Origin of the sequence: Jiangella muralis (assembly GCF_001270745.1) — a bacterium.
Classification (GTDB): domain Bacteria; phylum Actinomycetota; class Actinomycetes; order Jiangellales; family Jiangellaceae; genus Jiangella; species Jiangella muralis.
The window spans coordinates 250,649-274,905 of the sequence record NZ_KQ434756.1; the positions used below are offsets into that span (position 1 = coordinate 250,649).

A 24,257-nucleotide genomic window follows, 5' to 3' on the forward strand; every position below is an offset into this window, starting at 1 on the left:
CCTGCACCACAGGTCACACGACTTCTAGTTACGCGTTCCCGCGCAGCCCCCGCCGCAGGCCTGGCCCGCCGCCTACGGGCCCAGCCTTGACTTCCCCGTTACCGCCCCCGCTCAGCAAGGTCGAGCGTATGGTGGGACGATTCTCACCCCTTAGAGCTCGCCGACCTCGACGCGCTCCACTGCGGACCCTTGCCCGTTGAGCAGCGCACGCACCTCGGACTCGCGGTACCGCCGGTGGCCACCGAGCGTCCGGATCGACGTGAGCTTGCCGGCCTTGGCCCACCGGGTCACCGTCTTCGGATCCACCCGGAACATGGCCGCCACCTCGGCAGGAGTGAGGAGGGGCTCGGCGTCTTGTGTCCTGGTCGCCATCGTCACCTCCTTAGATCCCATAGCGGGAGGTTTCCCGCCACACCGGATATTCCACCTTGCCGACCCCCTGGAACGACACCGCCCGTACGGCTCGACTCAAGCCAGCCATTCGGATGATGTCCACCCAGGGTGTCTCTAGCCTACGTAAGGTTCACGTAAGCCGCGAACCGACCCAACTCGTGCGGGGCCGGCCTACCCGGCATCGGAGATCGTCCGCGTGCCGGCACCACCCACCTCCGCTTCTCGCGCCGTTCGTCCACCCTTGACTGCGAGACACAGCAGTGCCCCACATGCCACGGCGGCGACCGGAACGATCAGCGTCGGCTTCATTGCATCAACATAGCCCTGTATGAACACATCGTGGGCCATTTCGGCGATCTTTCCCGCGACTTCTTGAGAAACTCCCGGTGGCAGTGCCATGTCAATTCCATCTTGTGCGCCGCTGACCTGCAGACCTCCCTCTGCGGCCCCGGCGAAGCCGTCGATGAATGGTTGCCGCGCGTCGGGTGGCAAAGCCGTTGCGGCCGCAACCGCCTCGGAATGCAGACGGCTCGAGAGCAGCCCTTGCAGGACCGCCCCGATGACCGCGCTGCCCACCACCTGACCCAGCTGACGGTTCGTGTTCAGCACCCCGGACGCCGCGCCGGCCACCCGTCCGGACACGTCGCGCATCGCCACGGTGTTCATGGGGGCGAAAACGCACCCCAGCCCCAGCCCCGCAACCAGCAGCGACGGCAGGAAGTGCCACCACTGCGCGGAGTCGGTGGCCACCATGGCGAAGGACAGCACGCCGCCGCCATAGAGCAAGAGGCCCGTGATCAGGATGTACTTGCCGCCGACGCGGTCGGTGAACCGGCCGGCGAACGGCGCCACGAACATCGCGACGACGGACATCGGCGCGAGCGTCAGCCCGGCCTCCAGCGCGGTGTGGCCGAGCACCGTCTGCAGGTAGATGGTGATCGGCAGGAACGTTCCCACCATCCCGATCGCGACCAGCCCCGCCACGCCGTTCATCACCGAGTAGTTGCGGTCGCGGAACAGGCCGAACGGGATCAGCGGCTCGCGGTCCTGACGCATCGCCTGCAGCACGAGGAACACGGCCAGCAGGACGGCGCCCACCACCAGCAGCGCGGGGATCGACACGAACTCCCACACCTGCCCCCACCCGAACCGCTCACCCTCGACCAGCCCGAACGTCAGGCAGACCAGCGCCACGCTGGCCAGCGCCACGCCCGGCAGGTCGAGCGAGTGCCGCTCGCGACGGGGCGACTCCGGGATGATCGACCACGCCATGGCCAGCACGACGACGCCCACCGGCACGTTGACGAAGAAGATCCACCGCCAGTCGAACACCGTCACCAGCAGCCCGCCCAGCGTCGGCCCGGCGACGGTGGCGACACCGGCCACCGCGCCCCAGATGCCGAACGCCGTGCCGCGTTTCTCCGGCGGGAACGTCATGATGAGCAGCGCGGACGTCTGCGGCATGAGGATCGCCGCGCCGATGCCCTGCACGACACGGCAGGCGATCAGCATGGCCGGCCCCTGCGACAGCCCGCAGGCCAGCGAGGCCAGCGTGAAGACCGAGACGCCGAGGATGAACATCATCCGCTGGCCGCGCAGGTCGCCGAGGCGGCCGGCCGTGATGACCAGCACCGCCAGCATGATCACGTAGGCGTTGATCACCCAGAGGATCTCGTCCAGCGACGCGCCGAGCTCGGTCATCATGCTCGGGATGGCGATGTTGACGATCGTCACGTCGAGCAGCGTCATGAAGAAGCCGAGACACAACGTGAGCAGGATCGCCCACGGGTTCCCGTGCCATCGCCTCACCGTGCTGCCTCCTCGGTACCGCCGGTCGTCCTAGAGTGAGCTTGACACCAGCCCGCACACCCCGCGGGCTCTGACGTGAAAGGGTCACCACCATGACCAAGGCGTCGCCGCTGGTGTTCGGTCGACACACCGGACACGAGCAAGTCGTTTTCTGCCACGATGCCGGAAGCGGCCTACGAGCCATCATCGCGCTCCACTCCACCGCCCTCGGACCCGCCCTGGGCGGTACCCGGTTCTATCCGTATGAATCCGAGGACGCCGCACTCGAGGACGTCCTGCATCTCTCCCGTGGCATGACCTACAAGAACGCCCTCGCCGGCCTCGACCACGGCGGCGGCAAGGCGGTCATCATCGGCGACCCGGAGCTGGACAAGTCCGAGACGCAGCTGCGCGCCTACGGCCGGTTCGTCCAGTCCCTCGGCGGCCGCTACATCACCGCCTGCGACGTCGGCACCTATGTCGCCGACATGGACGTCGTGGCCCGCGAGAGCCGGTGGGTCACCGGCCGCTCGCCGGCCGAGGGCGGCGCCGGCGACTCCAGCGTGCTCACCGCGTTCGGCGTGTTCCAGGGCATGCGCGCGGTCGCCGAGCGGTTGTGGGGCGGCACCAGCCTGGCCGGACGGCGGGTCGGCATCGCCGGCGTCGGCAAGGTCGGCTCCAAGCTGACCGGCCTGCTGCTCGACGAGGGCGCCTCGGTCGTCGTCACCGACGTGTCCGAGCATGCGCTCGACCAGCTGCGCGCCGCACACCCGCAGGTCGACGTCGTCGACGACGCCACCGCGCTGCTGGGCGCCGGCATCGACGTGTACGCGCCGTGCGCGCTGGGCGGCGCCCTCGACGACGACACCATGACGTTGCTCACCGAGGGCAAGGTGGCCGCCGTCTGCGGCGGCGCCAACAACCAGCTCGCCCACGCCGGCATCGAGAAGAGCCTCGACGACGCCGGCGTCCTGTACGCGCCCGACTACGTCGTGAACTCCGGCGGCGTCATCCAGGTCGCCGATGAGCTGCACGTATTCTCGTTCGACCGGGCCAAGACGAAGGCCACGAAGATCTTCGACACCACCCGCGCGATCTTCCAGCTGGCCGCCGACGACGGTGTGCCCCCGGCCGTCGCCGCCGACCGCCTGGCCGAGCGCCGAATCGCCGCCGTCAGCCGATTGCGTGATGTCTACCTGGGCCGATGACGCACGGGGCCCGCTTGTTGGTACCGGATGAGGCGGAACAGCCTCCGACCCTGTACCGTTGACCCTACGAGTAGATGTCATTCGAACGGAAACGAGGGCGTCCAGTGAGCTGGTCGCCCCGGTTTGTGCGAGGGGGTCGACCCTATGGGGCGCGGCCGGGCCAAGGCCAAGCAGACAAAGGTCGCCCGTCGGTTGAAGTACCAGCAGCTGGACACCGACTTCGGCGCTTTGCAGCGTGAGTTGGGCACCGACGGCAATGACGATAGTCACACGGACCTCGACGAGGAGAACGACGGCGAGGAGTACGACGAGTACTCGCGCTACCTCGACGACGATGACGACGAACCCCGTCGTCACGCGGGTTGACCGGGTCCGATAGCGCAACGTTTCGTCCGGGCGGTCTGCCGGCCTCGGGTCGCCGGGGCCAGCAGACCGCCTGAGCCGTTCGATCAGCCGCGATAGGCGCCGTGCAGCGTCGCCGATCCGTCGCCACCGACCACCTCGCCGGCGATCCACGCCGTCACCCCACGGTCCGTGAGCAGCCGCACCGCCGCGTCGGCCGCGTCCGCCGCCACGACGGCCACCATGCCGACACCCATGTTGAGGGTCTTCTCCAGCTCCGGCTCCGCCACCTCGCCGACGGCGCCGACCAGCCCGAACACCGGCTGCGGCGCCCACGTCGCGCGGTCCAGCCGGGCCGTCACGGTGCCGGGCAGCACGCGGGCCAGGTTGGCGGCCAGCCCGCCGCCGGTGACGTGCGACATCGCGTGCACCTCGACGGCGGCCGCGAGCGCCAGGCAGTCCTGCGCGTAGATGCGGGTCGGCTCGAGCAGTTCCTCGCCCAGTGTGCGGCCCAGTTCGGGCACGTCCCGGTCCAGCGCCCAGCCGGCCCGCTCGAGCAGGACGTGCCGCACCAGCGAGTAGCCGTTGGAGTGCAGCCCCGACGACGCCATCGCGACGACGACGTCACCGGCGCGCACCCGCTCCGCGCCGAGCAGGGCGTCGGCCTCCACGACGCCCGTGACGGCGCCCGCGACGTCGTACTCGTCCGGGCCCAGCAGGCCGGGGTGTTCGGCCGTCTCGCCGCCGCTGAGCGCGCAGCCCGCCGTGACGCAGGCCTGCGCGATGCCCTTGACGATGGCGGCGGTGCGCTCCGGGACCACGCGGCCGCAGGCGATGTAGTCGGTCATGAACAGCGGCTCGGCGCCGCACACGACGATGTCGTCGACGACCATGCCGACGAGGTCGAAGCCGATGGTGTCGTGGACGTCCATCCGCTGCGCCACCGCGACCTTGGTGCCGACGCCGTCGGTGCTGGTGGCCAGCAGCGGCCGCCGGTACGCCTTGAGCGCGCTGGCGTCGAACAGCCCGGCGAAGCCGCCGAGACCGCCGACGACCTCGGGGCGGCGGGTCTTGGCGACCCACTCCTTCATCAGCTCGACGGCGCGGTCGCCGGCCTCGATGTCGACCCCGGCACTGGCATAGGTGGCGCCCGAGGGCGCATTCTCACTGCTCGACACGGACAGAAGCGTATCCGGTAGGCTGGGGTCCAGTGTCCGGGCCGTGAGCCGGCCCGGCCCGACAGGAGAGGAGGTCGCGATGTACCGCCATGGTTTCCGCGCCGCCCTCCACGGTGAGGGCGGCTGACTCTCCGAAGGAGAGACATGCACCTCAGCATCACCCGTCCCAACACGCCCGAACAGGCGCTCGCGCTGCTGCGCGGCGCCCGGTCCGAGCTGGGCACCTACATTGCCGATCTCGTCGTCACCGACGACCACCTCACCACCGCGTTCGCGGCCCGCAAGCGGCGGCCCGAGTGGGTCTGGACGGCCCACCGCGATGGCCGCACCGTCGGCCGGCTGGCCGCCTGGGGCGCACCGGCCAACGACCACCCCTGGATCGTCGACCTGTTCGAGCTCGGCGCCGAGCCGGACCGCGTCGAGACCATGACGGAGCTGCTCCGGCAGGCGGTCGCGGACCTGCGCGCGGACGGGCTCGAGCAGGTCGAGCTGAACCTGCACCCGCCGGCCGGCTGGCGCGACGATCCGCCGCCGGCGCTGACCGACCTGCTGGCCGCGGCGAAGGCGGCCAGGTTCGAGATCCTGGTGACCCGGCGCCGGTTCCGCTGGACGCCGGACGCCGGTGTCCCGTCCGTCGGTGACCGGCTGCGGTTCGAGCCGGTCAGCGGGCCGGACGACCCCGTGCTGGCCGACGCGTACCGGCGCACGTTCGAGGGCAGCCTCGACGCGCACACGCAGCGGTCGCTGCGCACCCGCGACGCGGCCGAGCTGGCCGCCGAGGAACTGGCCGACATGGTGAACTACGCCGGCCCGGTCGACGGCTGGCGGGTCGCGTACGACGTCGACGGCGCGCTGGCCGGGCTCGTCACCGGCGACCCCGGCACGAAGGTGTTCACCGGCTACGTCGGCGTCGTGCCGGAGCAGCGTGGCCACGGGTACGCCCGCGAGCTGCTGGCGTGGATGACGCGCTGGCAGGCCGAGCAGGGTGCGGAGAAGGTCGTCGGCGAGACGGACGACGCGAACGTCCCCATGGCGAACGCGTTCGAAGCCGTCGGGTTCGTCCAGGAGAGCGCCCGGATCGACCTCGTGTCAGGCTGACGTCACTGGCGATGGCTGGCGGTCTGCTGGCGCTATGGCACCACCAGACCGCCAGCCATCCCGCGTCAGGTGGTGCCCTCGTTGCCGTAGACGGTCACGTGGACGTGGTCGTAGTGGTTCGCGGTCGCGTCGCCGCGGTCCTCCATCCAGCGCCAGCCGTCCGAGGACCGCTCGACGGTCCAGATGCGCTGCTGCCAGATGACCTCGCTGACGCCCAGCTCGCGGTAGTTCTCGCGGACGTAGGCCGCGATGTCGTCGCCGACGGAGCTGCTGATCATGATGTCCAGGGCGCGGCCGCTGCCGTGCTCGCCGCCGTCGCCGGAGCGCAGGCCGCCGTACGACGACACCTGCGGGAACAGCGCGCAGACGGCCCGGTGCACGCGGATGGCGTCCTGGGTGAGGCCGTCCTCCACGCCGGAGCCGGACTCGCACTCGGCGGCGGAGATGCCACCGGACGGCTCCTCGGCGGGCGGCTCGTCGGCCAGGTACTCGGTGGCCACCCAGAACGGGTCGCCGTCGAGCAGGATCTGCGACCAGGTGCCCTCGGTGGCGCCGGTGATGTCGACCTCGACACCGGACCCGAGCACGGTCACGACCTCGGCGTCGAGGTCGGGGCTGGTGCGCACGTTCAGGCCGGCCGTCACGAACAGCTGCCCGGCCACCGTCGGCTCCGGGGTGGGAGTCGGCGTCGGTGTCGGGGTCGGCGTGGGGGTCGGCGTCGGGGTGGGAGTCGGCGTCGGTGTCGGGGTCGGCGTGGCGGTGGGCGTCGGGGCTGCGTTCGGCGTCACCGACGGCAGCTCCGGACGGTCCTCGCCGCGGCTCGTGGACTCCTCGCGCTCCGGCATGTCCATCGACGCGGTGGCGTTGTCGCCGACGGCGGCGTCGTCGGGCCACAGCGTGACTCCGGCGACGGCGGCACCGGCCAGCACCACCGGCGCGGCCAGCAGGGCGACGCGACGCCGGGTGAGGGCGGGCAGGCGGGTGAGCACCGGCAGCTTGGCCCGTCTACGACGAGACCGACCGTGACGCGGCTGCGACACTACTTCTCCCCCATCCTCAGCTCGATACCATTTCGTGACCGAGGAGCAGGCAACCACATTTCGGGCGTTTTGTCACAACCCCGCCTCACGGACGCCGCAGTGCATCGGCGGCTCCACCGGCGCTGAGCAGGGAGTTCAGGCCGTCGGCGGGATCGCCGAGTGACGCGGCTCGCGCCAGGCCGTCGCGGTCGGGGGTCTCGCAGCCGGGGATGGGGTCCTGCTCCAGGAGGTCCTTCCCGGCGCGGGCCGGCGGCTCGATCGGGTAGACGCCGTCGAAGCAGGCGCGGCAGAGGTCGTTCTTCGGCACCGTCGATGCCTCGATCAGCGCGTCCAGCGACACGTAGCCGAGCGAGTCGGCGCCGATGGACCGGCAGATCTCGTCGGTGGACAGGCCGGTGGCGATCAGTTCGGCCCGGGACGCGAAGTCGATGCCGTAGAAGCACGGCCAGCTGACCGGCGGGCTGGAGATGCGCACGTGCACCTCGGCGGCGCCGGCCTCGCGCAGCATGCGCACCAGCGCCCGCTGGGTGTTGCCGCGCACGATGGAGTCGTCGACGACGACCAGCCGCTTGCCGGCCACGATCTCGCGCAACGGGTTCAGCTTGAGCCGGATGCCCAGCTGGCGCAGCGTCTGCGACGGCTGGATGAAGGTGCGGCCGACGTAGGCGTTCTTGACCAGCCCCATGCCGTACGGGATGCCGGAGGCCTCGGCGTAGCCGACGGCGGCCGGGGTGCCGGACTCGGGCACCGGGATGACGAGGTCGGCGTCGGCCGGGTGCTCACCGGCCAGCCGCCGGCCCACCTCGACGCGGGTCTCGTGCACCGAACGGCCGGAGATGTGGGTGTCGGGCCGGGCGAGGTAGACGAACTCGAACAGGCAGCCCTTCGGCGCCGCCGCGGCGAAGCGGTGCGAACGCAGGCCGTCGGCGTCGATGGCCACCAGCTCGCCGGGCTCGACCTCGCGGATGAACGAGGCGCCGACGATGTCGAGCGCGGCGGTCTCGCTGGCCACCACCCAGCCGCGCTCCAGCCGGCCCAGGACGAGCGGACGGACGCCCTGCGGGTCGCGCGCGGCGTAGAGGGTGTCTTCGTCGGAGAACACCAGCGAGAACGCGCCGCGCGCCTGCGCCAGCACCTCGCCTGCGCTCTCTTCGAGCGTGCGGTCGGCGTACGAGCCCATCAGCGCGGTGATCAGCGCGGTGTCGGTGGTGTTGCCGTAACGCAGCTCGCCGCTGGCGGCGCCCACCCGCTCGTGCACGAGCTCGAGCAGCTCGGCGGTGTTGGTGAGGTTGCCGTTGTGGGCGAGCGCGACGGTGCCGGCCGGCGTGGCGCCGAGGGTCGGCTGCGCGTTCTGCCAGTGGCTGCCGCCGGTGGTGGAGTAGCGGGTGTGCCCGACGGCGACGTGGCCAACCAGGGTGTTCAGCGTGGACTCGTCGAAGACCTGGCTGACCAGGCCCATGTCCTTGTAGACGAGGATCTGCTCGCCGTTGCCGACGGCGATGCCGGCCGACTCCTGGCCCCGGTGCTGCAGCGCGTACAGCGCGAAGTAGGTGAGCTTGGCGACCTCTTCGTCGGGTGCCCACACCCCGAAGATGCCGCAGGCGTCCTGCGGACCCTTCTCCTGTGGGTTGATGTCGTGCGTGAGTCGTCCATCGCCCCGGGCCACGGCACCCAGTGTACGGAGCGGGACCGGGATTGCGAGCCGAGGGAAGAACACCGGGGCGCAAGGTGGTTGCCTAAGGACATGAGCCCCACGACGGTATTGATCACCGGCGCGACCGATGGCCTGGGCCGATGGCTCGCACTGCGGCTGGCGACGTCGGGCGTCGGCGTCGTCCTGCACGGGCGAAACCCGGCGCGTCTGGACGACACCGCCCGCGAGATCCGGGCCGAGGGCGGACGCGAGCCGCTCGGCGTCGTGCGGGCCGACCTCGCCGACCTCGGCCAGGTCGACCGGCTGGCCGACGAGGTGCTCGGCCGCTTTGCCGGCCTGGACGTGCTGGTCAACAACGCGGCGGTCGGGTTCGGCGAGCCGGGCGGCGGGCGCGAACTGAGCCCTGACGGCGTCGAGCTGCGGTTCGCGGTCAACTACCTGGCCGGCTACCACCTGACCCGCCGGCTGCTGCCGGCGCTGGTCGCGGCGGCGCCCGCGCGCATCGTCAACGTCGCCTCGATCGGCCAGGCCCCGATCGACTTCGACGACCCCATGCTCGACCACGGCTACGACGGTTACCGCGCGTACCGGCAGAGCAAGCTCGCGCAGATCATGTTCACCCTCGACCTCGCCGACGAACTGCGCGGCACCGGCGTCACGGCGAACACGCTGCACCCGGCCACGCTGATGGCGACGTCGATGGTGCGCGAGGCCGAGTTGACGCCGCTGAGCACGCTGCACGACGGCGGCGAGGCGACGCTGCGGCTGGTCGCCGACCCGGAGCTGGCCGACGTCAGCGGCGTCTACTTCGACCAGACCATGGCGACGGCGCCGCACGCGCAGGCGCTCGACCCGGACGCCCGGCGGCGGCTGCGCGAGCTGTCCGACCTGCTGGTCGCGCAGGCGCTGACCCAGCGCAACTGACTGGCGCCGCGCCATGACCACGGAACGACGCGCGTGACGAAACTGCCGCGGCAGCGGGCCGGTGTGTCGTCTGCGCGGCGCCGCTCACCCAGCCGGCCCGCGGCCGGCCCCGTCGGTACTGCTCGCCCGCCTGCCGGCAGCGCCGCTACCGCACTCAGCGGTGATGGCGCTCTTTCTGCTCCCATGGCCGCACCAAGAGTCAGCCGCCGACGTCGGCGTGCGCGGCCACCTGCCCGACCATCCACTCGACGGCGGGCGCGACGGCGCCGTTCGCTGTGAGCAGGCCCGGCGGGTCGCCGACGTACCGCTCGGACAGCAGCCCGCGCGACTCCAGCCGGTCGACCAGCGCCGCCTTCACCGCAGCACGGTCCAAGCGGGGCGGTACAGGGAACGCGAGCACATCCAGCGGGTCGCGCGCGACATCGGGATAGCGCGCCAGCAGCCGGCCGACGTCGGGGTCGCTGTCGTGCAGGTGCAGCCAGGTGCGCACCACCGGCGGCACGCCCGTGCTGCCGACGTAGACGACCGGGCGGTCGGCGCCCGCCCGCAGCCACACGTAGACCCAGGAGCCGACGCCGACCAGATCGCCGTCGCGCACCTGCAGCAGGATGGCCTCGTTCTCCATGGCCGCAGTCTGACAGCGGGGGCGCCCGTCGTTCAGTTCGAACGACGGTTTTCCGAATCTTGTGACAGTTGCACGAGCGTGCGGACAGTGGCCAGATTTCGCGACGTCGCCACGCCGAGCGCCGGCCGGCTCAGCGCGGCGGCCAGCTTGCTGCGTCCGGCGCCGCCGGGAACGTGCAGGTACAGCGTCGTGCCGACGAGGCGGAACTCGTCGGCGCCGGAGTCGACCCGTCCGGCGGCCGCGTACCGCTCCGCGTCGGGCTGCGTGCGCAGGAAGCTCAGCAGCAGCCGGTTGGGCTCGGCGCCGGGGAACGGGTTGGCGTCGACGGCGGCCACCAGCTCGTCGTGGGTGCGGACGAGGACGGCGATGTCGAGGCCCAGCCGGTCCCGGATGGCGCCCTCGATGGCCGCCTCCAGCTCGTCGCGTTCGGCGCCGGGCGTACCGCTGGCGAAGACGACGTTGCCGCTGTTGATGTAGGTGGCGACGTCGGTGTGGCCGAGCCCCGCGACGAGCGCGTGCAGCTCGGCCATCACCACCTTGTTCCGGCCTCCGACGTTGATGCCCCGGAGCAGCGCGACGTGCCGCGACACCGGCTCGGCCCTACCGCGGCAGCCGGGCCAGCCGGTCGAGCAGCAGCGTCTCGGCCAGGCAGCCCTTGGCGAACATCGCGAGGTCGAGGCTCTCGTTCAGGCCGTGCGGGCCGCTGAGGGGGTCGCCCATGCCGGTGACCAGGACGGTGGCGTCGGGGAAGGTCTGCTCGAACTCGGCGATGAACGGGATGGAGCCACCCATGCCGGTGCGCACCGACGTGACGCCGAACGCCTCGGTGAGCGCCGCCTCGGCCGCCTCGACGACCGGCCCCTCCGTCGGCAGGGCGCAGCCGCCGCCGACCATGCCCTCGGTGATCTCGATCTGGACGCCGAACTCGACGTGCTCGCGCAGGTGCGCCTCCAGCGCGTCGAGCGCGGCCCGCGGGTCCTGGTCGGGTGCGATGCGGACGCTGACCTTGGCGCGCGCCTCGTGCACCAGGATGTTCGCGGCGTCGGCGACCGCCGGCGCATCGATGGCCAGCACCGACGCGGTGGGCCGGGTCCAGAGCCGGTCGAGCAGCGAGCCGCTGCCCATCAACTGGACGCCGTCGAGGACACCGGCGTCGGCGCGGAAGCGCTGCTCGGGGTAGTCGACGTCGGCCGCGTCGGTGGTGAGCAGCCCGGCGATGGCGACGTCGCCCTTGTCGTCGTGCAGCGTGGCCAGCAGCCGGGTCAGCGCGGTGAGCGCGTCGATGACCGGGCCGCCGAACGCGCCGGAGTGCACCGACTTCTCCAGCACCCGCAGCGTGACCAGGCAGTCGACGCCGCCGCGCAGGCTGGTGGTGAGTGCGGGGACCTCGGCGGTCCAGTTGGCGGAGTCGGCGACCACGATGACGTCGGCGGACAGGCGGTCGCGGTGGGCCTCGAGAAACGGCGTGAACGTGGGCGAGCCGATCTCCTCCTCGCCCTCGACGAACAGCACGACACCGACCGGCGGGGGGGCGGCGAACGCGCGCAGCGCCGCGATGTGGGTGGCGACGCCGGCCTTGTCGTCGGAGACGCCGCGGCCGAAGAGCCGGCCGTCGTGCTCGACCGGCTCGAACGGGTCGCTGGTCCAGCCGTCGCGGGGGCCCGTGGGCTGCACGTCGTGGTGGGCGTACAGCAGGACGGTGGGCGCGCCCTCCGGTGCCGGCCAGCTGGCGATGACGGCGGGTCGCCCACCGGCCGCGCTGACGACGTCGGCCTGCGCGGCTCCGGCGCCGCGGGCCAGCTCGGCCACGGCCTCGGCGCTGGCGAGGACGTCGCCGGCCCGGGCCGGGTCGGCGCTGACGCTGGGGATGCGCACCAGCCGCTCGAGGTCGGCGCGCACGGACGGGAGGACGGCCTCGACGGCGGCACGGAGATCGGTCATGCCACACACCCTAGGTGCCGTCACCGACAGGCCGGGGCCGCCCTCCCAGACGGAAGGACGGCCCCGGTCGTGCGCGTGCGTCAGAGCTGGTCGCGCAGCTCCTCGGCGGCCGCGACGAGCGCGGCGCGGGCGTCCGCGTCGCTCACCCGCTCGGCCACCGCGACGAACCGGTCCAGCGACGTGCCGGCGGCCCCGGTCAGGCCGCGGCCGGCCAGCCGCTCGGCGGTCGCCAGGTGCGCGAGCAACTGGGCCGCCAGCGACCGGTTGACGACGCCGTCCTCGGCGTAGTCCTCCACCACCGAGCGGACACCGTCGAACGTGACCGGCGTCTGGACGCCGACCAGGATCGGGTCGTGGTCGCTGGCCCGGTAGACGGCGCCCGGCTGGAACAGCTCGCTGGCGAAGTAGTTGAACCGCGAGTACTCGAACAGCACCGACTCCACCGAGTTGATGTTCCACACGTCGGCGCCGGTGACCAGCCCCGCGTCGGTGACCGACGGGCTGGCCAGCACGTGGTCCAGCGAGCCGACCCTGCCGTCGAACACGTAGGTGTGCTCGCCGGCGAACTCGTTGTTGAGGTCGGTGTAACCGGCGTCGTACAGCGCCCGCATCGGGTTCTCACCGCTGTAGGAGTTGAAGTCGCCGAGCAGGAACGCGTCGTCCGTCCCCGTCGCCGCGGCCCGCTCGCCGGCGAACGCCACCAGGGCCGCTGCCTGCGCCGTCCGGTCGGCGTCGAAGCAGCCCTCCGGCAGGTCGCCGCAGTCGCCGCCCTTGGACTTGAAGTGGTTGACGATCGCGTTGAACTCGTAGCCGGTGCCGAGCGCCCGGAACTCCTGCGCCAGCGGCTCGCGGGCGTTGTGGAAGGCCGGGTCGTCGATGAGGATCACCGACTCGCCGACCGGCTCGACCACGGCCGTCCGGTAGATGAACGCGGTGCGGATGACGTCCTCGTCGCTCGGCAGTGCGGCCGGCGACGGCACGAACGCCCAGGTGTCCGCGCCGGCGTCGGCGTTGAGCGCGTCGACCAGCGTGGCCAGCGCGACGTCACGGTCCTGGCCGAACACGGCCGAGTTCTCGATCTCCTGCAGCGAGACGACGTCGGCGCCGAGACCGTTGATGGCCGCGACGATCTTCGCCTCCTGCCGCTCCAGGTTCGTCTCGTCCCAGGCGCCGCGGGCGTCGCAGCCGCCGGAGACGGTGATCGGGGTGCCGGCGCGGTCGGTGAACGCCTGGCAGCCGGGCACGTCGACGCCCAGGGTGGTGAAGTAGTTCAGCACGTTGAACGCGGAGATCTTCAGGTCGCCGCCGACCTCCTGCGGGGCGGCGTTCGCCTCGCGGGTGTTGCCGGTGCCGAAGCTCACCACGTCCGGCGCCGGGCCGTTCACCGGCGACGTGGGCTGGAAGTTCCACTGGAACCGGAAGTCGAAGATCACGTCGTCCTGGAACGCGACCCCGGCCCCGGTGCGGGCCGGGTCCGCGTTCGTGAGGTACGGCACCTGGCTGCTGGTCGCCGTCCGGTTGGACTGGCCGTCGTCGAGCGTGACGGCGCGGGCGGCGTTGTCGGCGGCCGCCTCGTCGAACTCGGGCGTCCCGGGGGCGGCGATCTCGGTTTCCTGCACCAGCGGGCCGCCGAAGCCCAGGCCGATCGAGCCGAACGCGGTGCTGCCGAAGCCGCCCAGCTGGAACGTGTCGGAGACGACGTAGCCGTCGGCCGGGCGGACCAGCATGCCCTCGTAGACCTCGCGGCCGGCGTCCGTCGTGGGCAGCGTGAACGGCACCGGCTTGACCGCCTCGGCCGGCTCGGTGAGCGTCTCCAGCCCGTCGGCGGCCAGCTCGATCTCGGTCAGCCCGAAGTACTCGGTGACCTCGCCGGTGACCCGAACGTGGTCGCCGATCTCGACCTGGCCCGCGGTCGACGGCGAGAAGACGAACACCGCGTCGGACGCCGTCCGCGCCGCGTCGCCGCCGCTGCCCGGCGTCTGGACGTAGTAGCCGCCGAACCCGCCGCTCGGGTACGTGGCCGTGACGACGCCGCTGGTGACGACGGTCGTTCCGGCCAGCGGGGAGGCGGCGCCGGTGCCCTGGATCTGCGCGATCGTGGCCGGCTCCGGGTCCGGATCCGGGTCGCCGCCGCCGCTGTTGAGCGCGCCGAACGTGTGCGCCAGCGGCCCGGTCCAGGCGCCCTGGACCTGCTGCAGCGACTGGCCGACCGGCGTCGAGCTGGCCTCGGACACGCCGATGTCGACGGCGGCCATGCCGTTCGCCGGGCCGCCGACCGCCGTCATGCCGCCCTCGTAGGAGAGGAACTCCGCGACGCTGCCGTCCGGCCGGACCAGCGCGATGCCGTCGGGCGAGCCGTTCTGGATGCCGTCGGTGGGGTACGTCGCGACGACCACCCCGGCCGCCGGGACGGCGCCGCTGAGCGTGCGGGTGTTGTACGGCGCGCCGCCGTTGCCGTTGTAGAGGACGAGCTGCCAGCCGGAGAGGTCGGCGCCCGGGTCGGCCTGGATCTCGATCGCCTCACCGGTGTCGGCGCCGGCGTTGTCGTAGTGGAGCTCGCTGATGAACGGGTCGCCTTCGGCCGCGCCGGCCGGGAGGAGGGGCACCGCGGCCAGGCTCGCGCCGGCCAGGCCGGCCGCGGCGACCGCCGCGAGCCAGCGGAGAGGGCGTCGGGTCGAGTGCATCGATCGCACCTTTCGGGTCGAGGGATCGGACCTCGGATGACGTGGCGCCCCGCCGGGGTGTGCGGGGCGCCACGATCGGTGTGGCTCGGCCGGTGCGGCCGTCAGGCCTCGGGGTCGCCGGAGCCGGTGCCGGCGCTCTTGCGCCGCGAGAGGGCGAACAGGCCGCCACCCAGCGCGAGCACCACGACGCCGCCGATGACCCACCAGAGCACGCCGGACGAACCGGTGTCGGGCAGTTCCTCGCCGTTCTCGGTGCCGTCCTCGGTGCCGTTCTCGTCGGCGCCGTTGTCGGTGCCGTTCTCATCGCCGTTCTCGGCGCCGTTCTCGTCGCCGTTCTCGTCACCGTCATCGGTGCCGGGGTCGTCGCCGAAGTCGACCGTCACGGGCAGGGTGACCGTCGTACCGGTCTCGGCCAGCTCGACCACGAGGGTCGTCTCGGCCGCCTCCTTGGCGGAGTCGGCCGTGATCGCCGGGACCGTGACGCGAACCTGCGCCCGGCCGACCTCGTCGGTGGTGTCGACGATGGCCGGGTCGACGTCGACCTTGCCCACTTCCTGGCCGGCCAGCGTCACCGTCGCCGTCGCGTCGACCGGCTCGCCGTTGCTGAACAGCAGCGACGACAGGTCGACGGCGATCTCGTCGCCGGTCTCGTAGACGGCCTCGGGGTCGGACACCCAGCTGACGCCGACGGCCCGCTGGGCGAGGTCCGGCGAGGCCGGCGAGTTCTCGCCCAGGTAGGACACCATCGCCTGCAGGTCGACCTGGCCGGTGTCGGTCGGGTTGCTGCCCTGCGCCAGGGTGGCGAAGTTGTCGCCGCCGGAGGCCAGGAACGAGTTGACGACGACGCGGTACTCCCCGTCGGGCTCGACCGGGTTGCCGACCAACGACATCGACGTGATGCGCTCGCCCGGCGCCGCGGCCGGGTCGTAGGTGTAGGTGAGCTCCCGCGAGACGCCCAGCTTGAGGAACGGACGCGACGCGCCCGCGGGCTGCCACTGCTCCTCCAGCACCTGGGCGATCTGCTCGCCCGTGAGCGTCGTGGTGACGAGCGTGTTGGCGAACGGCTGGACCAGCGCCGCCTCCTGGTAGGTGACGTTGCCGTCCGGGTCGTTCTCGCCGGTGCTCGCGAACTCCATGTCCGCGCGCAGGCCGCCCGGGTTCATGAACGCGATCTGCGCGTCGAGGTCGGTCACGCGGGCCGCGGCCAGCTGGACGTCGGCGACGAAGTTGCCGAGCGTCGACTCGCCGCCGCGGTTCTCCGGCGCCTCGTCCTCACCCTCGGGCGTGTTCTGGACGGCGCGGTTGAAGTCGGCGGTGATGTCGCCGAGCGGCTGCGCGCCCAGTTCCGCCGCCGCGTCCTCAGCCGCCGCGACGTCCTCGGCGATCGCCTGGTCCGCCGGGAACAGCGGGCTCCACGAGCCGTCCTCGTTCTGCTCGGTCAGCGGGATGATGTCGGAGCTGACAGCCATGACCGCGCCCGCGTCGGTGTCGTAGGTGAAGCTGAGCTTGTTGAGGTTGTAGCCGTACTGGCCGGCGCTCACGACCGGGCGGGTGGTGACCTCACGGTCGGCCCACTCCGGCACCTCGATCGCGTGGTTGTACGCGAGGTGGGTGTGGCCGGAGACGATGGCGTCGACGTCGGCGCTCACGCCGGTGACGATCGCGCCGAAGTCGCTGGCCGGGTCGGTGGCGGACTCGACGGACGTCGTGGCCGCGCCCTCGTGGACGAGCAGCACGACGATGTCGGCGCCGCCGGCCTTCAGCTCGGCCGCGGAGGCGTTCGTCGCCTCGACGATGTCGCCGACCTCGAGCGCCTCGATGCCGCTCGGGCTGACCAGCTCGGGCAGGTGCTCGGTGACCGCGCCGACGAAGCCGACGGTGACGCCGTCGAACGTCTCGGTCCAGGTCGGCGCGATCTCGTTGGCCGTCTCGCAGCCGGTGGCGGCGCCGTCGGCGACCGTCACGTTGGCGCCGATGTACTCCCATCCCGCGCGCGGGATGACGCGGTCGATGAGGTCGCAGTAGCCCTGGTCGAACTCGTGGTTGCCGACGGCACTGACGTCCAGCCCGGCGTCGCTCAACGCGTCGATGGTCGGGTTGTCCTGCTGGATGAACGAGGTGAACGTCGACGCGCCGATGAGGTCGCCCGCGGCGGCGAAGACGGTGTTCGGGCCGCTCACCTCGGCGACGGCGCCCGCGAGCACTGCGGCGCCCGCGGCCTGTCCGTCGGCGCTGATGCGGCCGTGGAAGTCGTTGATGCCGAGAACGTCGATCTGGACCTCGGCAGCCTGGGCGGGGACGGCGGTGAGCCCGACCCCCGCCAGCCCCAGAGCGGCAGCAGCACCAAGGGCACGGTGGAAACGCCTGTTCAGGCGCATATTTCTACCCCCTACATGGCAGTTTGACGGCGGTGACGCTATCTCCGCAGGGTGAACGGAGGGCATACACCACGGCACAGGCTGGTCGTGACCCCGGCCACCCGTCAACAGGTCCGGCCTTCGAGATGTATTCGTGACAAGCTGTCGGTCGGCTCCGTTATGGTCGGGGTCGTGACGACGTCCCCGATCCTCGCCCGCACGCTGGCCGCCGCGGCCGCCGTCGCGGTGCTCGCCGCGTGTTCGTCCGGCGGCGACGAGCCGGCCGGTCTCGACGACACCCCCACGGCGGCGCCGACGGACCAGCCGTCCGGCGATCCCCCCGCGGGCGGCGACGCCGAGGCCGCCGTCGTCGACGCGTACGAGCGGTACTGGGACGCCCGCATCCAGTCGGTCAACGGCCCCGACGACAGCCCCGCCGCGTTCGCCGGCGTCGCCACCGAGTCGACCATCGCGCTGCACCAGCAGACCGCGCGCACGTACGAGCAGGAGGGCATCGTCTTCTCCGGCGAGCCGCGTGTGTACGACACCACGGTTTCGATCGACGGCGAGACGGGCACCGTCACCTCGTGCGTCGACGACAGCGCGTGGGTGGGGTCACAGAACGGCGAGCCGCTGCCCGCCAACCCGGACAAGCCGACGGTGTATCCCGTGCAGTTCCAGGTGCTGTTCCTCGACGACTCATGGCTGATCGGCGACCCGATCGAAGTGGAGGGCGACGTCTCATGCTGACCCGCCGGCTCACCGGCCTGCTGCTGGCGGCCGTCACCGTGGTGGGGACCATGGTGATCACCGCCGTACAAGTGACCCCCGCGGCCGCCGACGACTGCATGCAGCACGTCGAGACCAGTCCCGGTGTCTGGGAGTACATCAACACCTGCACCGGCGACGACGGTGGTGAAGAAGAGGACGACGGCGATGGCGGCGGCGACGGCAACACCGAGCCCGAGTGCTATCTCGGCCGCGAAGAGCAGTTCAACTACGACTGGTCCTTCTGCGACGGCGAGCTGAGCTGCTACGTCTTCAGCCCGCCGCCGTCGGCGCCCGAGGAGGAGGACTGGCCGGAGAAGCCGGCCGACGCGCCCGAGGACGCGGTCTACGCCAACCAGGCCTGCTTCACGCAGCCCCCCGAGGAGGCCCTCGTCAGCAACGAGTACCTCTGGCTCGACCCACCCGAGGACGTCATCAACTGGGAGCAGGAGGCCATCCAGGCCTTCGGCGCGCTGGTGGCGCCCGACTTCGACCTCGCCTTCAACCCGCCGCAGCGCGCGTACGTCACGCTCGACACCTGGTACTGGGCCGAGGGCGCCACCGACGGCGAGATCACCGGCACGTCGGCGGCCGGGCTGGTCGCCATCGCGACGCCGGAACGGCTCGAAGTGCAGCCCGGCGACGGCTCGGCGATGCTGACCTGCCCGTTCACGGTCGCCCAGAGCGACGCCTGCAGCTACGTCTACCCCAAGGCGTCGGTCGACGGCACCGCGACGGTCGACGGACAGCCGGCGTACGAGGGTCAGGCGCGGCTGGTCTACACGGTGCGGTTCGAGTTCAACGGCACGGTCATGGACATCCCCGGCGTACCGGCCGTGTTCGAGACGCCGTGGCAGGCGACCCCCATCCCGGTAGCCGAGATCCAGGCCATCGTCGAGGACTGACCAACGGCCGGTTCCGACCAGCAGGACGTGCCGGCCGGCGTAGACGGGTGAGAGCGCCCGCAGGCTCCAGCGGTCGGCGCGGAGTCGGGCGGCGACCGCGCCGAAGTCGAATCCGGCGATCGAGGCGACGACGCGGATAGCCGGTCGCGTCGGAGCCGAGCACCGCGTCGAGCACCGCCACGGTGTCGGCGAGCGTGTTCGCCCACGACCACGCGCCGGGCATGCCCCAGCACCCGCGCTAGTGGAACACGAGCACGCCGAATCCGGCCCGGCGCAGCGCCTGCGCGATGTCGCCGCTGCGTTCCCATCCCGGGAACCCGTGCAGCAGCGCGACAGCCACCCGCCGGTTCGACATTTGTCGAGGCTGCGGGCGGCAGATCTCAACGTAGTGAAGCGGACGGCGGCATCACCTAGGGCTTAGCGTCTGCGGGCAACCAATGGGAGGATCTCCATGGAAGCACTCGGGCTGCCGGGTGTGGCCGAGATACGACGTGCCGCCGACCGGCTGGCCGGAGTCGCCGACCACACCCCGATGCTCCGCCTCGCCAGTGCCCCCGATTCGTCCATCGCCATCAAGGCCGAGTGCCTGCAGCCCACCGGCTCGTTCAAGGTCCGGGGGGCGGGCAACCTCCTGTCCCACCTGCCGGGCGATCGGCCGCCGTTCGTCTACACCGCGAGCGCGGGCAACATGGCACTCGCGATGGCCTGGCATGCCGAGCGCCTCGGCATTCGAGCGGTCGCCATCGTTCCCGAGACCGCGCCGGCGGCCAAGACCGCCCGGATCGCCGACCTGGGGGCAGAGGTCGTCTCGGTTCCGTTCGACGCGTGGTGGCAGGCGATGGTGGACGGCGGGTCCGCCGCGTTCGCCGACGGACTGTTCGTCCACCCCTTCTGCGATCCGGCGGTGATCGCCGGCAACGCGGTGATCGGCCTGGAGATCGCCGCTCAGGAGCCCGGCGTCGACGCCGTTGTCGTCCCCTTCGGCGGTGGCGGCCTGGTGCTGGGGGTGTACCTGGGTCTGCGGGCCGCCGGGTGCACGGCTCCGGTGTACGCAGCCGAGGTCGAGACGGCCGCGCCCTTCGCCCTCGCACGGGCGGCTGGTCACCCCGTGGAGCCGGACCGCGCTCGCAGCTTCGTCGACGGCATCGGCGGCCGCGCCGTGTTCGCCCAGATCTGGCCACATGCCGAGCAGAACCTGGCCGGTTCGGTCGTCGTCAGCATCGCCGAGACCGCGGCTGCTCTGCGGCTCGTTGCCCGGGAGACCAAGCTGCTGGTGGAAGGCGCGGCAGCGGCAGCGGTCGCCGCCGCGAGGAAGCTCCAGGACACCCACGCCCGGATCGTCGTCGTCGGCTCGGGCGGCAACATCGACCACGACGTCGTCGCTCGAATCCTGACGGGCGCCGACGCGTAACAGGAGGAACACCACCATGAGCCCAGTGACAGCCATCCAGACCGCCGCAACGGTCGGGCCCTACTCACCCGCCACCGTCGCCACTGGACGCTTCGTCTTCATCTCCGGCCAGGGCGCGATCCGGAACGGCGCCTACCACCCCGGCACCATCGAGGACGAGACGCGGATGACGCTGGAGAACATCGCCGATCTCCTCGAGCAGGCCGGCACCGACCGGAACTCGGTGACACATTGCCGGATCTTCCTCAGCGACATCGACGACTTCGCCGCCGTCAACGAGATCTACGCGTCCTTCTTCAGTACCCCCTACCCCGCGCGCACCACGGTGCAGGCAGGCGCCCTCCCCCTGGGTGTCAAGGTGGAGATCGAGTGCATCGCCGTGGTCGCCGAAACGTGACCCCCGCTATCGAGGACGGACACCGGCGAACGGGCTAGCGCGCCGACGAGTCGCGGACGATCAGTTCCGGCTCGAACACGACCTGCCGATGCTCGTGCTCGGCCTCCGTGGTCTCCGCGAGCAGCAGCTCAGCCGCCGTCCGGCCGAGTTGTTGCCGGGGCTGGCGCACCGACGACAACGGGACGGCCGCGGCGGCGGCGAAGTCGATGTCGTCGTAGCCGACGATCGCGACGTCGTGCGGCACCCGTAGCCCGGCGTGGGTCAGCGCCTGCAGCACGCCGAGCGCCACCAGGTCGTTGGCGCAGAACACCGCCGACGGCAGCGCGTCGCGGCCCGCGGCGGCCAGCCGGTCGCCGGCCGCGCGTCCGGCCGCCACGTTGAGCCCCGTCGTTGTCAGGACGGTCAGCTCGACGTCGTCGTGCGCCGCCACGACCGCGGACGCACCCTCGTACCGTTCCTGCACCTGCTGCAGCGTCAGCGGCCCGCCGACGAACTGGATGGTGCGGTGGCCGGTCTCGATCAGGTGGGTCGCGGCGAGCCGTCCGCCGAGCACGTCATCGACGGCGACGGAGCACTCCAGCGCGGGGTCGCCGCGCCGGTCGAACAGCACGACCGGGATGCCGCGGTCGCGCAGCGCGGCGATGCGGCCGTCGGTGTCGATCGGGTTGATCAGCACGCCCTGCACCCGCATCTCGGCGAGCAGGTCGAGGTGGGATGCCTCCTTGAGCGGGTCCTCGTCGGTGTTGCAGAGGATGACGGCGAGCCCGTGCTGGTTCGCGGTGTCCTCGACGCCGCGGGCGACGTCGGTGAAGAACGGGTTCGCGACGTCCAGCACGACGAGGCCGAGGGTGCGGCTGCGGCCGACCCGCAGCTGCCGGGCGGAGTCGTTGCGGACGAAGCCCAGCTCGGCGATGGCGGCGTGGACCCGCTCGCGGGTCGGCTCGGCGACCAGCTCCGGCCGGTTGAGGACGTTCGACACCGTGCCCACCGACACGCCGGCCCGCAGCGCCACCTCGCGGATGTTCGGGGCTCCAGCCATCGCCGCAGCTTACCGGCTGGCCAGCGGCCCGAAGGGGCGTCCCACTCGGTTGACGCACCGACGCCGGATCACGTAGCTTGGCGGAAGCACTGAATCGGTTCAAAGACGGCCGCTGGAGGCAGCAGATGAGAACCCACGACGAGGTCAGGTCGGCCGTCCGCGGCCTGGGGGTCGAGACCGCCTCCTGGGCGTTCGCCAACTCCGGCACCCGGTTCAAGGTGTTCGGCCAGCCGGGCGTGCCGCGCGACCCGTTCGAGAAGATCGCCGACGCCGCGCAGGTGCACCGCTACACCGGCTCGGCGCCGCGGGTGTCCCTGCACATCCCGTGGGACCTCGTCGACGACTTCGGCGAGCTGGCCGCGCACGCCCACGACCTCGGCGTCGAGATCGGCGCCATCAACAGCAACGTCTTCCAGGACGACGACTACAAGCTCGGCTCGCTGGCCAACCCCGACCCCGGCGTCCGCGCCAAGGCCGTCGACCACCACCTGCGCTGCATCGACGTCCTGCGCGCCACCGGCTCGACGGACCTGAAGATCTGGCTCGCCGACGGCCTCAACTACCCCGGCCAGGACTCCCTGCGCGACCGGCAGGAACGGCTGGCCGAGTCCCTGGCCACCATCTACGCCGCCCTCGACGACGACCACCGCATCCTGCTCGAATACAAGTTCTTCGAGCCGGCGTTCTATGCCACCGACATCCCCGACTGGGGCACGTCGTTGACGCACTGCCTCGCGCTCGGCGACCGCGCGACCGTCGTGCTCGACACCGGCCACCACGCGCCCGGCACGAACATCGAGTTCATCGTGATGATGCTGCTGCGGGCCGGGCGGCTCGGGGCGTTCGACTTCAACTCCCGGTTCTACGCCGACGACGACCTCATGGTCGGCGCCGCCGACCCGTTCCAGCTGTTCCGCATCCTGCACGAGATCGTCGCGCAGGACGCGCACCGGCCCGAGTCGCACGTCAACTTCATGCTCGACCAGTGCCACAACATCGAGCCGAAGATCCCGGCGGTCATCCGCTCGGTGCTCAACGTCCAGGAGGCGCTGGCCAAGGCGCTGCTGGTCGACGCCGACGCGCTGGCCAAGGCGCAGGCCGACGGCGACGTGCTCGGCGCCAACGCGGTGCTGATGGACGCCTACAACACCGACGTCCGCCCGCTCCTCGCCACGCTCCGCGAAGAGCAGGGCCTCGACCCCGACCCCATCGCCGCCTACCAGCGCTCCGGCTACTTCGCGTCGATCAGCGCCGAGCGGGTCGGCGGTGCCCAGGCCGGCTGGGGAGCCTGACGATGCCGCGGTACTGCTTCGTGTCGCAGGTCCGCCCCGACCAGCTCGACGAGTACCGACGCCGGCACGCGGCGGTCTGGCCGGAGCTGCTGGAGACACTGCGCGACGCCGGCTGGCGCCACTACTCGATCTTCGTCGGCGACGACGGCCTGCTGGTCGGCTACGCCGAGGTCGACGATCTCGACGCGGCTCAGGCCGCCGTCCAGGCCACCGACGTCAACCGCCGCTGGCAGGACGAGATGGCGCGGCTGTTCGCCCACGGCGCCCGTCCGGACGAGAACTGGCAGTACCTCGACGAAGCCTTCAACCTCGACGACCAACTGGCCGCCGCCGCCCGAGAAGAGGACCGATGAACCACCCTGTCGTCACCGAGTTGATCGGGCGGAGTCACCGGCTGGGGTCGGATCCGCGGAACACGAATTATGCCGGTGGGAACACGTCGGCGAAGGGTGCCGGGGTGGATCCGGTGACCGGTGGTGAGGTCGAGCTGTTGTGGGTGAAGGGGTCCGGTGGTGACCTCGGCACCCTGACCGGGCCGGGGTTGGCGGTGCTCAGGCTGGATCGGCTGCGGGCGGTGGTGGACGTGTATCCGGGGGTGGAGCGGGAGGACGACATGGTCGCCGCGTTCGACTACTGCCTGCACGGCAAGGGCGGCGCCGCCCCGTCGATCGACACCGCGATGCACGGTCTGGTGGACGCGGCGCATGTGGATCATCTGCACCCGGATTCGGGGATCGCGTTGGCGACGGCGGCCGATGGGGAGGCGTTGACGAAGGAGTGTTTCGGCGACCGGGTGGTGTGGGTGGGGTGGCGGCGCCCGGGGTTCCAGTTGGGCCTCGACATCGCCGCGATCAAGCAGGCGAACCCGGACGCGATCGGCTGCGTGCTGGGCGGGCACGGGATCACCGCGTGGGGCGCCACCTCCGGCGAGTGCGAACAGAATTCGTTGTGGATGATCCGCACCGCCGAAGACTTCCTGGCCACCCGCGGGAAGCCGGACCCGTTCGGCCCGGTCGTCGACGGGTACGCGGCGCTGCCCGAGACCGAACGCAGGGCGCGGGCGGCCGCGCTCGCGCCGCTGATCCGTGGCCTGGTGTCGACGGACCGGCCGCAGGTCGGGCACTTCACCGACACCGACACCGTGCTGGACTTCCTGGCCCGGGAGAAGCACCCCGACCTGGCCGGGCGGGGGACGTCGTGCCCGGATCATTTC

General features: G+C 71.7%; 22 protein-coding genes and 1 pseudogene. 12 read left to right on the forward strand and 11 right to left on the reverse strand.

Translation table 11 applies throughout. The annotated features are described in order from the left end of the window. Positions 1–150: 150 nt before the first annotated feature. Together ACW62_RS13090 and ACW62_RS13095 are read right to left on the reverse strand one after the other, a co-directional pair. Positions 151–372, reverse strand: coding sequence for a BldC family transcriptional regulator (locus ACW62_RS13090; protein ID WP_026874431.1), 222 nt, complete (start codon positions 370–372; stop codon positions 151–153). A gap of 192 nt (positions 373–564) precedes the next feature. Then, complete coding sequence (locus ACW62_RS13095; RefSeq protein WP_053204536.1) at positions 565–2,202, reverse strand: DHA2 family efflux MFS transporter permease subunit; 1,638 nt, start codon at positions 2,200–2,202, stop codon at positions 565–567. A gap of 92 nt (positions 2,203–2,294) precedes the next feature. On the opposite strand from ACW62_RS13095, the gene ACW62_RS13100 reads away from it, so the two are divergent. After that, a complete protein-coding gene (locus ACW62_RS13100) occupies positions 2,295–3,389 on the forward strand; it encodes a Glu/Leu/Phe/Val dehydrogenase dimerization domain-containing protein (protein WP_053204537.1) in 1,095 nt (364 codons plus the stop codon). A gap of 144 nt (positions 3,390–3,533) precedes the next feature. Further along, entirely contained in the window at positions 3,534–3,755 is a 222-nt protein-coding gene (locus tag ACW62_RS13105; RefSeq protein ID WP_053204538.1) for a DUF3073 domain-containing protein, read from the forward strand. Between the two features lie 83 nt (positions 3,756–3,838). Here ACW62_RS13105 and purM read toward each other — a convergent pair whose 3' ends face one another. Beyond that, positions 3,839–4,909, reverse strand: coding sequence for a phosphoribosylformylglycinamidine cyclo-ligase (purM, locus tag ACW62_RS13110; RefSeq protein ID WP_205629316.1), 1,071 nt, complete (start codon positions 4,907–4,909; stop codon positions 3,839–3,841). Positions 4,910–5,053: 144 nt separating this feature from the next. Here purM and ACW62_RS13115 point away from each other — a divergent pair, with 144 nt between their 5' ends. Next, on the forward strand, positions 5,054–6,007 hold the full coding sequence (locus ACW62_RS13115; RefSeq protein ID WP_053204539.1) for a GNAT family N-acetyltransferase: 954 nt from the start codon (positions 5,054–5,056) through the stop codon (positions 6,005–6,007). A gap of 65 nt (positions 6,008–6,072) precedes the next feature. On the opposite strand, the gene ACW62_RS13120 is transcribed toward ACW62_RS13115, so the two are convergent. Together ACW62_RS13120 and purF are read right to left on the reverse strand one after the other, a co-directional pair. Next, positions 6,073–6,996 carry an SH3 domain-containing protein gene (locus ACW62_RS13120; protein WP_053204540.1) on the reverse strand — a complete coding sequence of 308 codons (924 nt, stop codon included), beginning with the start codon at positions 6,994–6,996 and terminating at the stop codon, positions 6,073–6,075. A 136-nt stretch (positions 6,997–7,132) separates the two neighbouring features. Continuing rightward, positions 7,133–8,713 carry an amidophosphoribosyltransferase gene (gene purF / locus ACW62_RS13125; protein WP_053204541.1) on the reverse strand — a complete coding sequence of 527 codons (1,581 nt, stop codon included), beginning with the start codon at positions 8,711–8,713 and terminating at the stop codon, positions 7,133–7,135. 78 nt (positions 8,714–8,791) lie between these two features. On the opposite strand from purF, the gene ACW62_RS13130 reads away from it, so the two are divergent. Together ACW62_RS13130 and ACW62_RS36515 are read left to right on the forward strand one after the other, a co-directional pair. Continuing rightward, the gene (locus tag ACW62_RS13130; RefSeq protein ID WP_053204542.1) at positions 8,792–9,625 is read left to right on the forward strand and encodes an SDR family NAD(P)-dependent oxidoreductase; all 834 of its coding nucleotides are present in this window, start codon (positions 8,792–8,794) and stop codon (positions 9,623–9,625) included. 29 nt (positions 9,626–9,654) lie between these two features. Beyond that, positions 9,655–9,789: pseudogene (locus tag ACW62_RS36515) on the forward strand (MerR family transcriptional regulator); the annotation flags it as partial. Between the two features lie 35 nt (positions 9,790–9,824). Here ACW62_RS36515 and ACW62_RS13135 read toward each other — a convergent pair. The 5 genes from ACW62_RS13135 to ACW62_RS13155 form a co-directional block, all read right to left on the reverse strand. Beyond that, a complete protein-coding gene (locus ACW62_RS13135; RefSeq protein WP_053204543.1) occupies positions 9,825–10,250 on the reverse strand; it encodes a hypothetical protein in 426 nt (141 codons plus the stop codon). A 32-nt stretch (positions 10,251–10,282) separates the two neighbouring features. After that, positions 10,283–10,840, reverse strand: a complete 558-nt coding sequence (locus ACW62_RS13140; RefSeq protein WP_053204544.1) for a DUF1697 domain-containing protein — start codon at positions 10,838–10,840, stop codon at positions 10,283–10,285. 10 nt (positions 10,841–10,850) lie between these two features. Beyond that, the gene (locus ACW62_RS13145; RefSeq protein WP_053204545.1) at positions 10,851–12,191 is read right to left on the reverse strand and encodes a dipeptidase; all 1,341 of its coding nucleotides are present in this window, start codon (positions 12,189–12,191) and stop codon (positions 10,851–10,853) included. A gap of 80 nt (positions 12,192–12,271) precedes the next feature. After that, positions 12,272–14,875, reverse strand: coding sequence for an ExeM/NucH family extracellular endonuclease (locus tag ACW62_RS13150; protein ID WP_053204546.1), 2,604 nt, complete (start codon positions 14,873–14,875; stop codon positions 12,272–12,274). Between the two features lie 101 nt (positions 14,876–14,976). Beyond that, the gene (locus ACW62_RS13155; protein ID WP_053204547.1) at positions 14,977–17,253 is read right to left on the reverse strand and encodes a 5'-nucleotidase C-terminal domain-containing protein; all 2,277 of its coding nucleotides are present in this window, start codon (positions 17,251–17,253) and stop codon (positions 14,977–14,979) included. A gap of 171 nt (positions 17,254–17,424) precedes the next feature. Here ACW62_RS13155 and ACW62_RS13160 point away from each other — a divergent pair, with 171 nt between their 5' ends. From ACW62_RS13160 to ACW62_RS13175, 4 genes are all read left to right on the forward strand, one after another. Continuing rightward, complete coding sequence (locus ACW62_RS13160) at positions 17,425–17,982, forward strand: hypothetical protein (RefSeq protein WP_157574721.1); 558 nt, start codon at positions 17,425–17,427, stop codon at positions 17,980–17,982. Next, complete coding sequence (locus ACW62_RS13165; RefSeq protein WP_053204549.1) at positions 17,976–18,905, forward strand: hypothetical protein; 930 nt, start codon at positions 17,976–17,978, stop codon at positions 18,903–18,905. The genes ACW62_RS13160 and ACW62_RS13165 overlap by 7 nt, the downstream gene beginning before the upstream one ends. Positions 18,906–19,437: 532 nt before the next feature. Continuing rightward, a complete protein-coding gene (locus ACW62_RS13170; protein WP_169792049.1) occupies positions 19,438–20,316 on the forward strand; it encodes a threonine ammonia-lyase in 879 nt (292 codons plus the stop codon). Positions 20,317–20,332: 16 nt separating this feature from the next. After that, on the forward strand, positions 20,333–20,713 hold the full coding sequence (locus ACW62_RS13175; RefSeq protein ID WP_083459710.1) for a RidA family protein: 381 nt from the start codon (positions 20,333–20,335) through the stop codon (positions 20,711–20,713). A gap of 34 nt (positions 20,714–20,747) precedes the next feature. Here ACW62_RS13175 and ACW62_RS13180 read toward each other — a convergent pair whose 3' ends face one another. Continuing rightward, positions 20,748–21,752, reverse strand: coding sequence for a LacI family DNA-binding transcriptional regulator (locus tag ACW62_RS13180; protein WP_053204552.1), 1,005 nt, complete (start codon positions 21,750–21,752; stop codon positions 20,748–20,750). Between the two features lie 125 nt (positions 21,753–21,877). Here ACW62_RS13180 and rhaI point away from each other — a divergent pair, with 125 nt between their 5' ends. The 3 genes from rhaI to ACW62_RS13195 all read left to right on the forward strand — a co-directional run. Further along, positions 21,878–23,044, forward strand: a complete 1,167-nt coding sequence (gene rhaI, locus ACW62_RS13185) for an L-rhamnose isomerase (protein WP_053204553.1) — start codon at positions 21,878–21,880, stop codon at positions 23,042–23,044. 2 nt (positions 23,045–23,046) lie between these two features. Next, complete coding sequence (locus ACW62_RS13190) at positions 23,047–23,397, forward strand: L-rhamnose mutarotase (RefSeq protein WP_053204554.1); 351 nt, start codon at positions 23,047–23,049, stop codon at positions 23,395–23,397. Further along, positions 23,394–24,257, forward strand: an 864-nt coding sequence (locus ACW62_RS13195; RefSeq protein ID WP_205629317.1) for a class II aldolase/adducin family protein, incomplete at its 3' end; no start/stop codon positions are given. The genes ACW62_RS13190 and ACW62_RS13195, both read left to right, overlap by 4 nt.